Origin of the sequence: Rhodococcus sp. OK611 (assembly GCF_003050885.1) — a bacterium.
Taxonomy (GTDB): domain Bacteria; phylum Actinomycetota; class Actinomycetes; order Mycobacteriales; family Mycobacteriaceae; genus Rhodococcus_G; species Rhodococcus_G oryzae.
Genome location: NZ_QAOZ01000016.1, coordinates 146,600 through 163,038, shown reverse-complemented (window position 1 = coordinate 163,038; position 16,439 = coordinate 146,600). Strand labels below are relative to the sequence as shown.

Here is a 16,439-nt window from a genome sequence, read left to right as displayed (position 1 = left end):
CGTCCAACCTCGTGTCCCGCGCCTCTCGGGCGGGTCGGTGTCCGTGTCGCTCTGACTCGACAAAAGTTACGCGAACAAGAACACAGCGTCAAATCCCCAGGTCAGCTGCGCGCGTCGCGGAACTCCCGCAGGTCGCGGGCCACGCGCACCGCCCTGGGGGCGCGAATCCATCGAATCACATCGATGTGACCCGCGCCACCCCTGACGATCGGCTCAGGCGGGCAGGACCTGGATGCCGGCGAAGTTCCGCTTGCCGCGACGGATGACCAGCCACTGTCCGTGCAGCAGATCGGCGGTCTGCGGCTCCCACTCCTCGGCGCTGATCCGCTGGTTGTTCACCGACGCACCGCCCTCCTTGATGGTGCGTCGGGCCGCGCCCTTGCTCTCACAGAGGCCGCTGGTCACCAGCAGGTCGACGATGGTCCTCGCGTCACCCGGCCGCACCTGCGCGACCGCCGCCTCCGTCAGCGCCGCGGCCAGGGTCGACTCGTCCAGCTCTGCCAGCTCGGCCTTGCCGAACAACGCCTGACTGGCGTGCTCGACGGCGGCGGTGTTGTGCTCGCCGTGCACCAGAGTCGTCATCTCGGCCGCGAGCCGGCGCTGCGCGGCCCGGGCCTGCGGCCGCGCGAGCGTCTCCTGCTCGAGCTCGGCGAGCTCCTCCTGGGTGAGGAAGGTGAACCAGCGCAGGTACCGGACGACGTCCGCATCCGCGGTGTTCACGAAGTACTGGTACCAGGCGTAGGGACTGGTCATCTCCGGGTCGAGCCACAGGCTGCCGCCACCGGTCGACTTGCCGAACTTCTTACCGTCGGCGGAGGTGACCAGCGGGACCGTGAGCGCGTGCACCGACTCCCCGTCCACCCGTCGATTGAGCTCGACGCCCGCGATGATGTTGCCCCACTGATCGGACCCGCCGACCTGGAGGGTGCAGCCGTACTCGCGGCGGAGCTGCAGGTAGTCGTTCGCCTGCAGCAGCATGTAGCTGAACTCGGTGTACGACATGCCGTCCGAGTCGAGCCTGCGCTTGACCGTGTCCCTGGCCAGCATGACGTTGACCGAGAAGTGCTTGCCGATATCGCGCAGGAAGTCGATGGCGGTCAGCTTGCCGGTCCAGTTCATGTTGTTCTCGATCACGGCGGCGCCGGGACCCTCGAACTCGACGAAGCGCTCGAGCTGGGCGCGGATACGGCCCGCCCACTCGGCGACGGTGTCGGCGGAGTTCATGGTGCGCTCCCCCACGTCGCGCGGATCGCCAATCAGGCCGGTCGCACCACCTGCGAGCACGATCGGCCGGTGTCCGGCCATCTGGAATCGCTTCAGCGCCAGCAGCGGCACCAGGTGACCGGCGTGCAGGCTGGGGCCGGTCGGGTCGAAGCCGGCATAGAGCGTGACCGGACCGGCATCGGCGTCGCGTCGCAGCGCGTCGAGATCCGTGGATTGCTGGATGAGGCCACGCCAGTGGAGTTCGTCGATGATGTTCACAGTCACGTCCTCGATTCTCCCGCACCAGGGACGACGGACGCACGCGGGCTGCGGCGGTACGCGGAAACCGCTGACGAGGTGGGATCCCACAGCCGCCAGGGCCACTCGGCCGCCCGACTCACCCCGACGCGCGGCCCCTCCTCGTGATCGAGCAGCGGGTCGAGCCGCAACCGGAGCGTGGACCCGCCGGCGAAAAGGTCGGTTCCGTTGTCCGCCAGGGTGATTCCGAGCGCCTGCCCGAGGTTGCCCGGCCCTCGCGCCAGGTCGCGATGACGCTTGTCCGGACCACGGCGCCGCCGCACGATGTCCTCGCCGTCGATCACCTCGGCCGCCCTGAGCAGGACCGCGCCCGCGGTGCCGACGCCCGCGCAGGAGACGTTCATGCACAGATGAAGGCCGTGACTGAGGTAGACGTACAGCCGGCCCGCAGGTCCGAACATCACGGCATTGCGTGGGGTCGGCCCCGGATAGGAATGCGCGGCCGGATCCGGCCACGGCCCCGCCGGATCACTGCCGTATGCCTCGACCTCGACGACTCGCACCGTGACCCCGCCCGCGCTGAGTCGGGCCCCGAGCACCAGACGTGCCGCCGTGAGGGGATCCGCGGCGGCCAGTTCTCGCTCCGACATCTCGCCGATTGTGCCTCGAAGTCGTGCCCACCGGGGTGTTGACACCCACCCATCACCGGCAGAGAATTCATCCAAGGATGATTTCATCACTCGATGAATTGAGGCTTCGATGCCCGGATCGACCACCCGCCCGGCGATCGAGATCTCCGATCTCGTCGTCCGGCGAGGCAGAAACGAAGTGCTGCACGCGCTGAACCTGAGCGTCACAAGCGGATCCATCACCGGGCTGCTCGGACCGTCAGGCTGCGGTAAGACGACCCTGATGCGGGCGATCGTGGGGACCCAGATCGTCGAATCGGGCTCGGTCACCGTACTCGGCGAACCCGCCGGATCGGCATCGCTGCGCCGCCGGGTCGGGTACGTCACCCAGTCCCCCACCGTCTACCTCGACCTCTCGGTCCGCGACAACGTCCGGTACTTCGCCGCGCTGTACGGCCGCCCGGCGGCCGCCGCGGCCGAGGCCATCGACGCGGTAGCGCTCGGCGGCTACTCGGACCAACAGGCCGGACAGCTCTCCGGCGGCCAGCGTGCCCGGGTGTCCCTCGCCTGCGCCCTGGTCGGGAACCCCGAACTGCTGATCCTGGACGAGCCGACCGTCGGGCTCGATCCGGTGCTGCGCGCCGACCTGTGGGATCAGTTCGCCGACCTGGCGGCCGCGGGCACAACGCTGCTCGTCTCCAGCCACGTGATGGACGAGGCCGAGCACTGCCCGGAGCTGCTGCTCATGCGCGAGGGCAGCCTGATCGCCCAGCTCAGCCCCGACGAACTGCGCACAGAGACCGGGCAATCGAGCCTCGAGCACGCCTTCCTCACCCTGATCCGCACCCGCACCGTAGGAGCGCAGCAGTCATGAACGCGCGGATCTACACCGCCAGCACCGGCCGGATCCTCCGCCAGCTCCGTGCCGACCACCGGACGGTCGCGATGATCCTGCTGGTCCCCGCGCTGCTGATGACGCTGCTCTACTTCCTGTACGTGAACGTGCCGACGCCACCCGGCCAGCAGCCGCTGTTCGACCGGATCGCGGTCACCATGCTCGGGATCCTTCCGTTCGTGGTGATGTTCCTGGTCACCTCGATCGCGATGCAGCGCGAACGGAGCTCGGGCACCCTCGAACGACTCCTCACCACGCCGATGTCCAAGCTGGACCTGCTCGGTGGCTACGGCACCGCGTTCTCGCTCGCCGCCGCGGCGCAGGCGATCGTCGCCTGTCTGGTGACGTTCGGGCTGCTCGGCCTGACCACCTCGGGCAGCGTCGGGTTGGTGGTGCTGATCGCGGTGCTCGACGCGACACTCGGCGTCGCGCTCGGCCTGCTCTGCAGCGCCTTCGCCAGGACCGAGTTCCAGGCGGTCCAGTTCATGCCGGTGATCGTGATCCCGCAGCTGTTCCTGTGCGGCCTGCTGGTGCCCCGCGACCAGTTGCCGCAGTGGCTGGAATGGATCTCGAACGTGATGCCGCTGAGCTACGCCGTCGAGGCCCTGCAGCAGGTCGCGCGATACCCCGGCAGCACCGCGGTGATGTGGCGGGACCTCGGCGTTGTCGCCGGCTTCGCGGTCGTGGCGCTGTGCCTCGCCGCGGCGACGCTGCGCAGGCGAACGCCATGACCTCTCGCGGTCCCACCGAGGCCGCGGCGCGGTCCGGACGCAGGCCCGGTAATCCGGACACCAAGGAACTCATCCTCACCGCTGCCCGGAATCAGTTCGCGGACAGCGGTTTCGAGAGGACCTCGGTGCGCTCGATCGCCGCGGAGGCAGGTGTCGACTCGGCGCTGGTGCATCACTACTTCGGCACCAAGCGCGCGCTGTTCCTCGCCGCGGTCGACATGCCGGTGGACCCCCAGGTGATCCTGAGCGCGGTCCTCGACGCCCCGATCGAGGAGATCGGCGAGCTGCTGCTGCGCGGCGTCCTCGGGGTCTGGGAGTCGCCGCAGGGCACCGCCGTGCTGGCCGCCTTCCGCGCCGCGATCTCCGGCGAGTCGACCGGGCTGGTGAGCAACTTCCTCACCGAGGTGATCCTGCGCGAGCTCGTCGAGCGGGTCGACGAGCCACCGGGAAGCGGCCAGCTGCGGGCCACCCTGGTCGCATCGCAACTGTCCGGGCTGCTGATCACCCGGTATCTGCTCCGGCTCGAACCGATCGCCTCGCTGTCCGTCGACGAGGTCGTCGTCCTGATCGGACCGACGGTGCAGCGCTACCTGACCGGAGCGGTTGGCTGACCTAGTCGGTGGCAGGTCCGGTGGCGCGCACGAGCAACGCCTCGTGCTCGTCGTCGCCCACCGTCCGCGCCTCGTCCACCAGCAGGACCGGGATGCCGTCCTCGATGGGGTAGGCGCGGTGCAGCCGAGGGTTGTAGAGCAACTCGTCGTCGACGAGCAGCAGGGGACCCTTGTCCTGCGGGCAGGCCAGGATGCTCAGCAGGGTGGGATCAAGCGCCACGGAAGGTCCTCTCGAGCGTGCGAAGGGCGGGGTCGGCAACAGCCGATGTCGTCGGTAACGCTACCCGGCTATCCGGTCAGTGCCCGACTCCCCTGCTCCTTCAGCTCCGCGATCACCGCCCGGGTCAGGCGGCGATAGCCGTCCTTCTCCGGGTCGTAGTACCACGAGCGCACACCGGGCTTGGGCAGTCCGGCCGCCTTGAGGGCGCTGCGCCTGGGCCGGTACGAGTTGCTGATCGCGATCTCCGGGACGACGTGGATCAGGTCCGGGCGCTCCGCGGGGTCGAGGTCGGCGAGGGCATCCGCCAGATCGACTGCACTGAGGGAACTGTCGGGGAGCAGCGTCAGCGCGGCCACCGCCAGCTCCTCGTCCCCGACGGCGACCCCGTAGGCCACCGCGTTGTCCACGCGCTCGATCCCGCCGAGGGCGTCGACGATCGGTTGCCCGAACACCGGTCCGCGCTTGGCCCGGACCACGGCGTCCTTCTCGTCCATCATCCAGAAGTCGCCGTCGGCGTCCATGGTGAACAGGTGCTCGGTCGGCACCCAGGCGTCGCCGGCGCCGAACACCCCGCGCATGGCGCCGCTGATCGCCTCGTTGTGGGTCGCGTGACCGAGCAGCAGCCCGACCTCCCCGACCCCGCACTCACGAACCAGACCCTGCTCGTCGACCAGGTACTCGCCCCGGATCGGGTCGTACGCGGCGATCCGGACCGGGGTGCTACCGGGCAGCGGGCGTCCCTTCGAGCCCGGCTTGGCACCCGAGACGTTCGCCAGAACCACCGCACCCTCGGTGGAGGCATAGAACTCGAGCACCTGTGCCGGCTCGAATCGCTCCATCGTCCGCAGCCACAGGCCGCGCGGCATGCCGGACCCGATGAACAGCCGGATCGGGTTACCGGGGCCGATGGGCAGGTCCTCGCAGTTCACCAGCTCACGCATCATCGTCCACGTGTATGCGACCACGGTCACGCCGTAGCGGTGCACCTCGGCGGCGAACTGCGCGGGATCGAGACCCCGGGTGAGCGCGATCCTCGATCCACCGGCGATCGCGCCGCCGAGCGTGGCCAGGAGGACCGACGAATGGTAAAGCGGAGCAATCGAATACACCGTGTCGCCGCGGCCCAGATTCGCCGCGGTCGCGGTACCGAAGGCGGACAGCGCCCAGCGGTGATTGGTGATGTGCTTCGCCTCGAGATGGCCGCCGGACCGGCTCAACAACACGAAGGCGAGCTCCTGTGCGCGTCCGGGATTCGGTCGGTACCATGCGGGCAACTTCACCTTCGACGGGTCGATCTTCTCGAGATCGATGGTGGCCGAGTTCGGTTCGGTGTCCAGGACCCGCGACTCACCGCCGCCGAGGACCAGCACGTCGACCCCGAGCGAGGTGGCGGAGCGCAGGTTGTCCGGGTCCGTGATGATCGTCTGGACCCCACCGAGGCGCACCGAAGCGGACAGGTCGGCGGTCGGCGGCAGCATGACGACGACGGCGCCGATCCGCGACAGCGCCGCGATCGCGATGAGAGCGCTCGGCCTGGTCTCCATGAGCACGCCGATGCGCTCCGCGGGACGGACACCCGTCGAGATCAGCCCCCGCACCACGTTGTCGATGCGGGTGTTGACGGCCTCGTTGGTGTACACGCGATCGTCGAACAGGAAGCACTCGCCCTTCGGCGACTTGGCGCCCGCCTCGGCCAGCAGCTTGCCGAGCGAGATCGTCGTGTGCGGCTGGATCTGCCCCAGCCTGGCCAACCGGGGTAGCACCCGGATCGCCTCGGCGGACAATTCCCTTGTCCCGCGCATCGTATGCGAGGTGATGTCCAGTACACCCCTGGTGATCCCGACACCCACCTCGGCGATGGATGCCCCTGTGTGCAGGATCCGGTCACTCACCGAGACCCCGGTCTCCGTCGCCGGCTGATCCTCGTAGGTCATCTCGTCGACGGTCTCGGGGCGAGGGCCGAGCCCCTCCCGCCAGCGCACCCATTCGCCTGCCGTCGGCCAGGTCTGAGTTGCCGCGGCGGACCCGACGACGAGCCCGAAGTGGCCTGCACGCAAGGTGGATTCGAAGACCTCGGCGCGCGGTGCCGCCTTCCTGATGCCGCGCACCGCCACGGGCTGGCCGATGTCGTCGACCTCGCCGACGAAGGCCAGGATCGGGCAGCTCAGTTCCGCGAGGGTGACCAGCCGCTCCTGGATGACGAAGCCACCGGACATCATCCGGTTGTGCACGATGAACTGCTTGAGCAGTTCCGCGACGGCCGGACCCGACCAGGCGACCCATCCCTCGGTGGCCAGGAAGCGCCGCTGCTGCTCGCGCGGCAGCAGGGCCTCCCGGTCGTGCAGCTGACGCAGGAAGTCGAGCCGGGACTTCGCGGTCTTGACGGGGTCGAGCAGCTGAAAGCCCGTGCGCGCCATCCATCCCGCGATCGAGAGCCGGGTGAACACGTGATCGGCGAGAAAGTCGGCGGCCCTGGTCGCGACGCCCTCCGGGATGCCGAGCGGGAGCGCCGCGAGCGTGTCGACGGGCGCCCCGAAGGTGATCACGCTGGCCAGGTTCTTGCACCGCCGGTAGGCCGCGGCCTGGTAGCAGAACATTCCGCCCTGGGAGTATCCGGCGAGGTGCACGTCCCGGCCTGTGTGCTCGTGCACCCGGTCGATGATGTCGCTGATGGCGACGACGTGGTCGGCCAGGGTGCGGTTCCAGCCGCCGTCCTCACTGTCCGGCGACCCGAAGTCGACCACCCACGGGTCGAGACCCATCGCGTGCAGGACACCGACCGCGCCCTGGTCCTGCGCGACGTCGTACACATCCGCCGACATCATCATCGGCGGCACGAGCACGATCGGCGGCCGCGAGCCGTCGGTGGCCTCGTCCGCGAAGTACCGGCGCAGCCGGAACATCGGCTCCCGCTCGACCACCCGGAACTGCGACGGACGGGCCTCCGTCTCCAGGCCGCCCAGCCGAATCACCTCGAGACCGTTCTGAGCGGTGGCCACGACACGACGCACCGAGCCGTTCAGAACCTCTGGATACCAACTCACTTCTGCGTCCCCCCAAGGGATGATCGATGGTGACTCAGATCACACTATATTCCCCGCGCGCAGCCGGTGAACGCACCCCGCCGCACGCTCTCCTCGGGGTGACCTACCGGTCGATCCAGGCACGCCGCACGTGCGAGGTCTCGCGGACGCCGCCGAGCTGACGGGCGACCTGTACACCGGCGGTGCCACCCCGCGCGTTACGCGAGGCGATCGAACCGGCGACCGTGAGGACCTCCCGCACCGCGGGGGTCAGCGCCGGATCCACGGACGCCAGCTCCTCGTCGGTCAGCTCCTCGAGCCCGACTCCCCTGCCCTCGGCGACCCGGACGCAGGCACCTGCCGCCTCGTGCGCGACCCGGAACGGAACCCCCTGCCGCACCATCCATTCCGCGATGTCGGTGGCGAGCGTGAACCCGGCCGGCGCCAGCTCCGCCATCCGGTCGGTGTGGAACTCGAGGGTCGAGACCAGTCCGGTGATCGCGGGCAGCAGCAGCTCGAGCTGCGCCACCGAGTCGAACACCGGCTCCTTGTCCTCCTGGAGATCCCGGTTGTACGCCAGCGGCTGAGCCTTCAGCGTCGCGAGCAGGCCGGTGACGTTTCCGATCAGCCGGCCCGCCTTGCCGCGGGTCAGCTCCGAGACGTCCGGGTTCTTCTTCTGCGGCATGATCGACGAACCGGTCGACCAGGCGTCAGCGAGGGTGATGTAGCCGAACTCCGGAGTGCTCCAGATGATGACCTCCTCGGCCATCCTGGAGAGATCGACCGCGATCATCGCGAACACGAACGCCGCCTCCGCCGCGAAGTCCCGCGACGAGGTGGCATCGATCGAGTTGTCCGCGGAGGAGTCGAAGTTCAGCTCCGCCGCGATGGCCTCCGGATCGAGACCGAGCGACGAACCGGCCAGTGCCCCCGAACCGTACGGGGACACCGCCGCCCGCTTGTCGAAGTCCTCCAGGCGCTGCACATCACGCAGCAGCGGGTGCGCGTGCGCCAGCAGGTGGTGCGCGAGCAGCACCGGCTGCGCGGCCTGCAGGTGCGTCTTGCCGGGCATCACCGCGTCGGGATGGGCGGCCGCCTGGGTGGCGAGGGCGTCGACGACGTCGAGCACCCCGGCCGCCACCCGGCGGGCCGCGTCGCGCAGCCACATCCTGAACAGGGTGGCCACCTGGTCGTTGCGGGAACGGCCCGCGCGCAGGCGTCCCCCGACCTCGGTGCCCACCCGTTCGATCAGGCCACGCTCGAGGGCGCCGTGCACGTCCTCGTCGGAGTCCGCAGGCACGAACGCCCCGCTGGCCACGTCGTCCGCCAGGCGGGTCAGCCCGTCGAGCATCGTCGCGAGGTCGGCGTCACTGAGCAGGCCGGCCTTGTGCAGCACCCGTGCGTGCGCCTGCGAGGCGCGCACATCGTAGGGCGCGAGCACCCAGTCGAAGTGCGTCGACTTGCTCAGCGCCGCCATGGCCTCGGCCGGACCGGAGGCGAACCGGCCGCCCCACAGGGCGCCTTCATTCGTACCGTGCGAACTCTCCGACATGCCTACAGACCCAGGTCCCGCTTGGCCGCGACCTTCGAGGACAGGCCGTGGATGTTGACGAAGCCCTTGGCGTAGGACTGGTCGAACGAGTCGCCCTCGTCGTAGGTGGCGAGGTTGAAGTCGTAGAGCGACTCCGGGCTGCGACGTCCGTTGACGGTGATCGCGCCACCGTGCAGGAACAGCCGGATGTCACCGGTGACCCGCTCCTGGGTCTTGGCGACGAACGAGTCCAGCGCGTCCTTGAGCGGGGAGAACCAGAGGCCGTCGTAGACCAGCTCGGACCAGCGCTGCTCCATCTGACGCTTGTAGCGACCGAGCTCGCGCTCGAGGGTGACGTGCTCGAGCTCCTGGTGGGCGGTGATGAGCACCATCGCGCCGGGGGCCTCGTAGATCTCGCGGCTCTTGATGCCGACGAGACGGTCCTCGACCACGTCGAGGCGGCCGACGCCCTGGGCACCGGCGCGCTTGTTGAGCTCCTGGATGGCCTCGAGCACGGTGACTGGCTTGCCGTCGATCGCGACGGGCTTGCCCGCCTCGAAGCTGATGATCAGTTCGTCGGGCGCGTTCCAGTTGACCGTGGGGTCCTGGGTGTAGTCGTAGACGTCCTTCGTCGGCGCGTTCCACAGGTCCTCGAGGAACCCGGTCTCCACGGCGCGGCCCCAGACGTTCTGGTCGATCGAGAACGGCGACTTCTTGGAGACGTTGATCGGGATGTTGTTCTCTTCGGCGAACTTGATCGCCTTCTCGCGGGTCCACGCGTAGTCGCGGACCGGCGCGATGACCTCGAGGTCGGGCGCGAGGGCGCCGAAGCCGACCTCGAAGCGGACCTGGTCGTTGCCCTTGCCGGTGCAGCCGTGCGAGACGACGGTGCCACCGTGGGCGCGCGCGGCCTCGACGATGTGCTTGACGATCAGCGGCCGGCTGATCGCAGAGACCAGCGGGTACCGGTCCATGTACAGCGCGTTGGCCTGGATCGTCGGCAGGCAGTACTCGTTCGCGAACTCGTCGCGGGCGTCGACCACGACGGACTCCACCGCGCCGCAGTCGAGGGCACGCTGACGCACGACCTCCATGTCCTCGCCGCCCTGGCCGAGATCGATGGCGACGGCGACGACCTCTTTGCCCGTCTCCTTGCCGATCCAGCTGATGGCCACTGAGGTGTCCAGCCCGCCCGAGTAGGCGAGTACGACGCGTTCAGCCATGGTCTTTGTGCTCCTTCAGGTTGTAACTCTTCACAAGATCTTCAGTTGTCAGCCGGCGGATTCGAACCCGTCAGGCGAGTTTCTCGATCATCTCCGCCAGCTGTGCGCCGGTGAGTGGTTCGCGGGCGATAACAAGAATGGTGTCATCCCCGGCAATGGTTCCGACAACCTCGGGCAGCGAAGCCCGGTCGAGGGCGCTCGCGAGGTAGTGCGCGGCACCCGGCGGCGTCCGCAGGACCGCCAGGTTTCCACTGGCATCGGTGGACACCAGCAGCTCGCCGAGCAGCCGCGAGAGCCGGTCGGTACCCCCGGACACCCCGCGGACCGGGCTGCCGTCCTCGGGCACCACGTAGACACCCGCGCCCCCGTCCGCGGCCCGCAGCTTCACGGCCCCGAGCTCCTCGAGGTCGCGCGACAGCGTGGCGTTGGAGACCTCGATGCCCTCGGCCGCGAGCAGCGCCGAGAGCTCCGGCTGGCTGCGCACCTCGTGCACCGACAGCAGGGCGGTGATCCGGGCCTGCCTGCCCGCTCGGGTCGGCGCGACGGTGACCTTCGCCGACGCCACCGCCATCGGCTTGGCGGTGGTCACGGCCGGCTCCCCGGTCCGCCCCGCTGCTCGAGCAGCCACACCAGCAGCGCCTTCTGCGCGTGCAGCCGGTTCTCCGCCTCGTCCCAGACCGCGCTCTGCGGCCCGTCGATCACCTCATCGGTGATCTCCTCGCCGCGGTGCGCGGGCAGGCAGTGCAGCACCGTCGCGTCAGGGGCCGCGTGCGCCAGCAGCGCGGCGTTGATCTGGAACGGCCGGAACGGTCCGACCCGGTCGAGGCCGTCGTTCTCCTGGCCCATCGACGTCCACGTGTCGGTGACCAGGGCGTCGGCACCCTTGGCGCCCGCGACCGGGTCGTCGGTCAGCGTGATCGTCGCGCCGGTCTGCTCGGCGCGGGCCCTGGCCGCCTCGACGATGTAGTCGAGCGGCGCGAAGCCGGCAGGCGCCGCGATCGTGACGTCGATGCCCGCGGTGACGCCGCCGAGCAGCAGCGAGTGCGCCATGTTGTTGGCACCGTCGCCGAGGTAGGTCAGCTTGAGGCCCTTGAGCTCGCCCTTGCGCTCGGCGAGCGTCTGCAGGTCCGCCAGCACCTGGCACGGGTGGAACTCGTCGGACAGCGCGTTGACGATCGGCACGGTCGCCCCCGCCGCCATCTGTTCGAGCCGCTTCTGCCCGAAGGTGCGCCAGACCACCGCGTCGACGTACCGCGAGAGCACCCGACCGGTGTCCTGCAGCGTCTCCTCGCGGCCGAGCTGGGTGCTGCGACCGTCGACGACGACCGCGTGCCCGCCGAGCTGGGCGATGCCCATCTCGAAGGAGAAGCGCGTCCGGGTGGAGTTCTTCTCGAAGATCACTCCGACGCCACGGGGGCCCTCCAGCGTCCGCTTCGCGAACGGGGACCGCTTCAGCTCCGCGGCGAGCGCGAGGACCTCGGCCTGCTGGGCGGGCGTGAGGTCGTCGTCCCTCAAGAAGTGCTTGACGGTCGTGCTCATTTCTGTCCCTCCACCACATCGAGGATCGCGGGCAGTGCCGCGACGAATCCGTTCGCCTGCTCCTCGGTGAGGATCAGCGGCGGCGCCAGCCGGATCACGCCGGGCGCCGGTGCGTTGACCAGGAACCCGGCGTCACGGGCCGCGGCCTCCACCGCGGGGGCCACGTCCCGGGTCAGCACGACGCCGAGCAGCAGCCCGGCGCCGCGGACGTGGTCGATCAGCGGGTGACCGAGGTTCTCGATCCCGTGTGTGATCGACTTGCCGAGAGTGTCCGCGTGACTGATCAGGTCCTCATCGGCGACGGTCCGCAGCACCGCGAGCGCGGCCGCCGCGCACACCGGATTGCCTCCGAAGGTGGTGCCGTGCTTGCCGGGCCCGAACAGCTCGGCCGCCGCACCGGTGGCGATGCAGGCCCCGATCGGCATGCCGCCGCCGAGCCCCTTGGCCAGTGTCATCACGTCCGGCACTATCCCGACGGCCTGGTGCGCGTAGAACCAGCCGGTGCGGCCGATCCCGGTCTGTACCTCGTCGAGGATCAACAGCGCGCCGCGTTCCGCGGTGATCTGGCGGGCCGCGGCCAGGTAGCCGTCGGGCGGCACGACGACGCCGCTCTCGCCCATGATCGGTTCCAGGAACACCGCGGCGGTGTCGGCGTCGACCGCACGGTCGAGCGCCTCGATGTCGCCATAGGGCACGTGCGAGACACCGGGCGGCATCGGCTCGAAGGGCGCTCGCTTGGCGGGCTGCCCGGTGAGCGCGAGCGCCCCCATGGTGCGGCCGTGGAACGCATTCTCCGCGGCGATGATGTTGGGCCTGCCGGTGGCCCGCGCGAGCTTGAACGCGGCCTCGTTGGCCTCGGTGCCCGAGTTGCACAGGAACACCCGGCCGTGCACATCCCCCGTCGCGCCGCTCGCCCCGTGTGCGCCGAGATGCGCGAGCAGCTGCTCGGCGAGCGCGATGCCCGGCTCGGTGGCGTACAGGTTCGAGGTGTGGCCGAGCGTGGAGAGCTGCGCGGTGACTGCCTCGACGATTGCGGGGTGCGCGTGTCCGAGGATGTTGACGGCGATCCCGGCCAGCAGGTCGAGATACTGCTTGCCGTCGGCGTCCGTGACCACCGCGCCCTCGCCGCGGACCAGGGCCAGGCGCGGGACCCCGTAGGTGTCCATCAACGCGTTCGACCAGCGCTGCTGCAGAGGTTCGGTCATGAGGCGAGGTCCTTCCGGAGCATCGTAGTAAGTGCCGTCGGTGCGGCACCGTGGCGGTAATCGGATACAGCGAAGCGAGGAACGCAACGAGGAGCGGACGGAAGGGCCGCGACGGGGTGCACGGTCATCACTGCCCTTCCTGATTCGTCTGGGTGACCATGGTGCCGATGCCCTCGCCCGTGAGCAGCTCCAGGAGCACCGAATGCGCCACCCGGCCGTCGATCACGTGCGCCGACGAAACCCCACCGTGCACCGCCCGCAGGCAGGCCTCCATCTTGGGGACCATCCCCGCGTCGAGCGTCGGCAACAGCAGTTCCAGTGCGGCCGAGTCGATCTCACTGGCGAGGGAGGAGCGGTCCGGCCAGTCGGTGTAGAGGCCCTCGACGTCGGTGAGCATCACCAGCTTCTCCGCGCCGATCGCCTCGGCAAGCGCCGCGGCCGCGGTGTCGGCGTTGATGTTGTGCACGACCCCGTCCGCGTCGGGCGCGATCGTGGAGACCACCGGGATCCGGCCTGCCTCGATCAGGTCGAGCACCGCGTCCGGGTTGACCGTGGTGACGTCGCCGACGAGCCCGATGTCGGTAGCCACCCCGTCGACCTGGACCGTGCGCCTGGTCGCGGTGAACAGGTGAGCGTCCTCGCCCGAGATCCCGACCGCGTACGGGCCGTGGCTGTTGATCAGGCCGACGAGCTCGCGCCCCACCTGACCGAACAGCACCATCCGGACCACGTCCATCACCTCGGGGGTGGTGACACGGAAGCCCCCGCGGAACTCACCCTCCATGCCGAGACGCTTGAGCATGGCATTGATCTGCGGGCCGCCGCCGTGCACCACGACAGGGTGGATGCCGACGGTGCGCAGGAACGCCATGTCCGCGGCGAAGGCCCGCTTGAGGTCGTCGTCGACCATCGCGTTGCCGCCGTACTTGACCACCACGATCTTTCCGTGGAACCGCTCCAGCCAGGGCAGTGCCTCCGCGAGGACGTGTGCCTTCTCGGTGGCGGTGATGTGCTCGATGCTGTCGATGTGCCGGGTCATGACGAGTACGCCGAGTTCTCTTCCACGTACGCGTGCGAGAGGTCGGTCGTGCGGATGGAGACCTCGGCATCACCGACGCCGAGCTCGATCCGCAGCGCGATGTCGATGCCGGAGAGGTCGACCTCCCTGGCGCCGGGCGCGCCGACCCCGTCGATGCAGACCGGGTTTCCGTTGAAGGACACCGAGATCCGGTTCGGGTCGAGCTCGATCGGGGCGATACCGACGGCAGCGAGGACGCGGCCCCAGTTCGGGTCGGAACCGAAGAGCGCCGTCTTGACGAGACTGTCGCGGGCAACGGTCCGAGCGGCGACGAGCGCGTCCTGCTCGGAGGCCGCACCGGACACCGTGACGGTGACCCGCTTGGTCACGCCCTCCGCGTCGGCCATCAGCTGGTCGGCCAGGTCGTCGCAGACCGCGAGCACGGCGGCGTTGAGCTCTTCCTGGCTGGGCGCAACGGAACTCGCACCCGAGGCGAGGAGGAGCACGGTGTCGTTGGTGGAGGTCGCGCCGTCCACGTCCAGCCTGTCGAAGGACAGCCGGGTCGCGTTGCGGAGCGCCTCGTCGAGCTGCTCGGCGGTGGCGATCGCGTCGGTGGTGACGACACAGAGCATGGTGGCCAGCGCGGGGGCGAGCATGCCCGCACCCTTGGCCATGCCACCGACGTTCCACTTGTTCGTGTGATGCAGCGCAGCCTGCTTCGGCACGGTGTCGGTGGTCATGATCGCGTAGGCGGCGTCGGTGCCGCCAGAGATCCCGCCCGCCAGTTCGTGCACGATCTCGGTGACGCCCGCGAGGAGCTTGTCCATCGGCAGCCGGTCTCCGATGAGTCCGGTCGAGCACACCGCGACCTCCCCGGCGCCGGTCTCGGTGCCCCAGTCGCTCAGCGTCGCGGCGACGTGCTCGGCGGTCTGATGGGTGTCCTGGAATCCGGGCGCGCCGGTGCAGGCGTTGGCGCCGCCGGAGTTCAGCACGACCGCGCGGACCCTGCCGCCGGTCAGCACCTGCTGCGACCACAGCACCGGCGCGGCCTTGACCTTGTTGCTGGTGAACACCCCGGCGGCGGCGGTGTCCGGGCCCTCGTTGAAGACCAGGGCCAGGTCCTGGCGTCCGCTGACCTTGATGCCCGCCGCGATGCCTGCGCCACGGAACCCGGCAGGCGCGGTGACGCCCTGGGTGCGCACGAGCTTGCCGCCTGCGACGGCGACCGAGTCGGGGATGACGGGGGTGGTGTTCACGGGGCTACTCCCACTGTCGAGAGACCATCGGTCTCGGGCAGGCCAAGGGCAAGGTTCATCGATTGCACGGCGCCGCCCGCGGTTCCCTTGGTGAGGTTGTCGATGGCGGCGATGACGACGAGCAGGCCCGCGTCGGCGTCGACCGTGACGCCGATCTGGGCGGCATTGGATCCGATCACGGCGCCGGTCTGCGGGAAGACGTGCTCGGGCAGCACGTGCACGAAAGGCTCATCGGCGTAGGCCTTTTCGTACACCGCGCGAGCCTCCGCCTCGGTGACGGTGGTCGGCGCGGTGCAGGTGGCCAGGATGCCACGGGGCATCGGCGCCAGCACCGGGGTGAAGGACACGGTGACCTCGGTGCCCGCGAGGGGCGAGAGGTTCTGGATGATCTCGGGAGTGTGCCGGTGCACGCCGCCGACCCCGTACGCCCGGGCCGACCCCATCACCTCGGAGCCGAGCAGGTCGGCCTTGGGCGCGCGGCCCGCACCGGAGGTGCCGCTGACCGCGACCACGGTCACCCGAGGCTCGACGATCCCGGCCGCGACCGCGGGGGCGAGGGCGAGGCTGGCCGCGGTCGGGTAGCAGCCGGGGACCGCGATCCGGGTCGCGCCGACGAGCTTCTCCCGGTGGCCCGGCAGTTCCGGCAGGCCGTACGGCCAGGTCCCGGCGTGCTCGCTCTTGTAGTACTTCTCCCAGTCCGCCGCACTCGCCAGCCGGAAGTCGGCGCCGCAGTCGATGATGACGGTGCTCTCCGGCAACTGCTTGGCGATCTCGGCCGAATTGCCGTGCGGCAGACCGAGGAACACCACGTCGTGGCCGGCGAGCTGCTCGACGGTCGTCGGCTCGAGGACGCGATCGGCCAGCGGCAGCAGGTGCGGATGATGTTCGCCGAGCGTGCTGCCCGCGTTGCTTCCCGCAGTGAGGGCGCCGATGGTCAGCGAGCCGTCGCGATAGGCGGGGTGCCCCAACAGCAGTCGAAGGACCTCACCGCCCGCGTATCCGCTCGCACCGGCGATGGCGACCCGGATCGGCGTGGACGCCGGGCCTGAGGAAGCTGCTGAAGTGACCATACGATTGATTATGCATCATCATGCAAG

The 16,439-nt window shown here is 69.6% G+C and carries 15 protein-coding genes; 3 read left to right on the top strand and 12 right to left on the bottom strand.

Annotation, left to right across the window (positions count from 1 at the left end; all coding sequences use genetic code 11):
* Nucleotides 1-213: 213 nt before the first annotated feature.
* Both tyrS and C8K38_RS20610 read right to left on the bottom strand, forming a co-directional pair.
* Nucleotides 214-1,488, bottom strand: a complete 1,275-nt coding sequence (gene tyrS / locus C8K38_RS20615; protein ID WP_097213268.1) for a tyrosine--tRNA ligase — start codon at nucleotides 1,486-1,488, stop codon at nucleotides 214-216.
* Nucleotides 1,485-2,111, bottom strand: coding sequence for a DNA-3-methyladenine glycosylase (locus C8K38_RS20610; RefSeq protein ID WP_097213267.1), 627 nt, complete (start codon nucleotides 2,109-2,111; stop codon nucleotides 1,485-1,487). The genes tyrS and C8K38_RS20610 overlap by 4 nt, the downstream gene beginning before the upstream one ends.
* A 109-nt stretch (nucleotides 2,112-2,220) precedes the next feature.
* On the opposite strand from C8K38_RS20610, the gene C8K38_RS20605 reads away from it, so the two are divergent.
* Genes C8K38_RS20605 through C8K38_RS20595 form a run of 3 tightly spaced genes read left to right on the top strand, consistent with a single transcriptional unit; the run spans nucleotide 2,221 to nucleotide 4,327 of the window.
* Nucleotides 2,221-2,964, top strand: a complete 744-nt coding sequence (locus C8K38_RS20605) for an ABC transporter ATP-binding protein (protein WP_097213266.1) — start codon at nucleotides 2,221-2,223, stop codon at nucleotides 2,962-2,964.
* On the top strand, nucleotides 2,961-3,716 hold the full coding sequence (locus C8K38_RS20600) for an ABC transporter permease (RefSeq protein WP_077041790.1): 756 nt from the start codon (nucleotides 2,961-2,963) through the stop codon (nucleotides 3,714-3,716). Before C8K38_RS20605 ends, C8K38_RS20600 begins: the two co-directional genes overlap by 4 nt.
* Nucleotides 3,713-4,327: a TetR/AcrR family transcriptional regulator gene (locus C8K38_RS20595; protein WP_097213282.1), complete on the top strand. Its 615-nt coding sequence runs from the start codon at nucleotides 3,713-3,715 to the stop codon at nucleotides 4,325-4,327. The genes C8K38_RS20600 and C8K38_RS20595 overlap by 4 nt, the downstream gene beginning before the upstream one ends.
* A 1-nt stretch (nucleotide 4,328) precedes the next feature.
* Here the strand turns inward: C8K38_RS20595 and C8K38_RS20590 are convergent, their stop codons facing one another.
* From C8K38_RS20590 to argC, 10 genes are all read right to left on the bottom strand, one after another.
* Nucleotides 4,329-4,547, bottom strand: a complete 219-nt coding sequence (locus C8K38_RS20590) for a Trm112 family protein (RefSeq protein WP_097213265.1) — start codon at nucleotides 4,545-4,547, stop codon at nucleotides 4,329-4,331.
* Nucleotides 4,548-4,615: 68 nt separating this feature from the next.
* Entirely contained in the window at nucleotides 4,616-7,591 is a 2,976-nt protein-coding gene (locus tag C8K38_RS20585; protein WP_097213264.1) for an acyl-CoA synthetase, read from the bottom strand.
* A 103-nt stretch (nucleotides 7,592-7,694) separates the two neighbouring features.
* Nucleotides 7,695-9,122 (bottom strand): argininosuccinate lyase, encoded by a 1,428-nt coding sequence (gene argH, locus C8K38_RS20580; protein ID WP_097213263.1) that lies wholly within the window; start codon nucleotides 9,120-9,122, stop codon nucleotides 7,695-7,697.
* Between the two features lie 2 nt (nucleotides 9,123-9,124).
* Nucleotides 9,125-10,324: an argininosuccinate synthase gene (locus tag C8K38_RS20575; protein WP_027503207.1), complete on the bottom strand. Its 1,200-nt coding sequence runs from the start codon at nucleotides 10,322-10,324 to the stop codon at nucleotides 9,125-9,127.
* 70 nt (nucleotides 10,325-10,394) lie between these two features.
* Nucleotides 10,395-10,895: an arginine repressor gene (locus C8K38_RS20570; RefSeq protein ID WP_097213281.1), complete on the bottom strand. Its 501-nt coding sequence runs from the start codon at nucleotides 10,893-10,895 to the stop codon at nucleotides 10,395-10,397.
* 14 nt (nucleotides 10,896-10,909) lie between these two features.
* Nucleotides 10,910-11,863 carry an ornithine carbamoyltransferase gene (gene argF, locus C8K38_RS20565; RefSeq protein ID WP_097213262.1) on the bottom strand — a complete coding sequence of 318 codons (954 nt, stop codon included), beginning with the start codon at nucleotides 11,861-11,863 and terminating at the stop codon, nucleotides 10,910-10,912.
* Entirely contained in the window at nucleotides 11,860-13,068 is a 1,209-nt protein-coding gene (locus C8K38_RS20560; RefSeq protein WP_097213261.1) for an acetylornithine transaminase, read from the bottom strand. The genes argF and C8K38_RS20560 overlap by 4 nt, the downstream gene beginning before the upstream one ends.
* A 127-nt stretch (nucleotides 13,069-13,195) precedes the next feature.
* Nucleotides 13,196-14,107: an acetylglutamate kinase gene (argB, locus tag C8K38_RS20555; protein WP_097213260.1), complete on the bottom strand. Its 912-nt coding sequence runs from the start codon at nucleotides 14,105-14,107 to the stop codon at nucleotides 13,196-13,198.
* Nucleotides 14,104-15,342 carry a bifunctional glutamate N-acetyltransferase/amino-acid acetyltransferase ArgJ gene (gene argJ, locus C8K38_RS20550; RefSeq protein ID WP_097213259.1) on the bottom strand — a complete coding sequence of 413 codons (1,239 nt, stop codon included), beginning with the start codon at nucleotides 15,340-15,342 and terminating at the stop codon, nucleotides 14,104-14,106. Before argJ ends, argB begins: the two co-directional genes overlap by 4 nt.
* The gene (gene argC / locus C8K38_RS20545; protein WP_097213258.1) at nucleotides 15,339-16,412 is read right to left on the bottom strand and encodes an N-acetyl-gamma-glutamyl-phosphate reductase; all 1,074 of its coding nucleotides are present in this window, start codon (nucleotides 16,410-16,412) and stop codon (nucleotides 15,339-15,341) included. Before argC ends, argJ begins: the two co-directional genes overlap by 4 nt.
* Nucleotides 16,413-16,439: the final 27 nt, after the last annotated feature.

What these genes read in the sequence shown, in the direction of transcription:
- C8K38_RS20595 (WP_097213282.1), top strand. Translation starts at nt 3,713, where the DNA reads ATGACCTCTCGCGGTCCCACCGAGGCCGCGGCGCGGTCCGGACGCAGG.
- C8K38_RS20600 (WP_077041790.1), top strand. Translation starts at nt 2,961, where the DNA reads ATGAACGCGCGGATCTACACCGCCAGCACCGGCCGGATCCTCCGCCAG.
- C8K38_RS20605 (WP_097213266.1), top strand. Translation starts at nt 2,221, where the DNA reads ATGCCCGGATCGACCACCCGCCCGGCGATCGAGATCTCCGATCTCGTC.
- argB (WP_097213260.1), bottom strand. Translation starts at nt 14,107, where the DNA reads ATGACCCGGCACATCGACAGCATCGAGCACATCACCGCCACCGAGAAG.
- argC (WP_097213258.1), bottom strand. Translation starts at nt 16,412, where the DNA reads ATGGTCACTTCAGCAGCTTCCTCAGGCCCGGCGTCCACGCCGATCCGG.
- C8K38_RS20560 (WP_097213261.1), bottom strand. Translation starts at nt 13,068, where the DNA reads ATGACCGAACCTCTGCAGCAGCGCTGGTCGAACGCGTTGATGGACACC.
- argF (WP_097213262.1), bottom strand. Translation starts at nt 11,863, where the DNA reads ATGAGCACGACCGTCAAGCACTTCTTGAGGGACGACGACCTCACGCCC.
- C8K38_RS20570 (WP_097213281.1), bottom strand. Translation starts at nt 10,895, where the DNA reads ATGGCGGTGGCGTCGGCGAAGGTCACCGTCGCGCCGACCCGAGCGGGC.
- argH (WP_097213263.1), bottom strand. Translation starts at nt 9,122, where the DNA reads ATGTCGGAGAGTTCGCACGGTACGAATGAAGGCGCCCTGTGGGGCGGC.
- C8K38_RS20575 (WP_027503207.1), bottom strand. Translation starts at nt 10,324, where the DNA reads ATGGCTGAACGCGTCGTACTCGCCTACTCGGGCGGGCTGGACACCTCA.
- C8K38_RS20610 (WP_097213267.1), bottom strand. Translation starts at nt 2,111, where the DNA reads ATGTCGGAGCGAGAACTGGCCGCCGCGGATCCCCTCACGGCGGCACGT.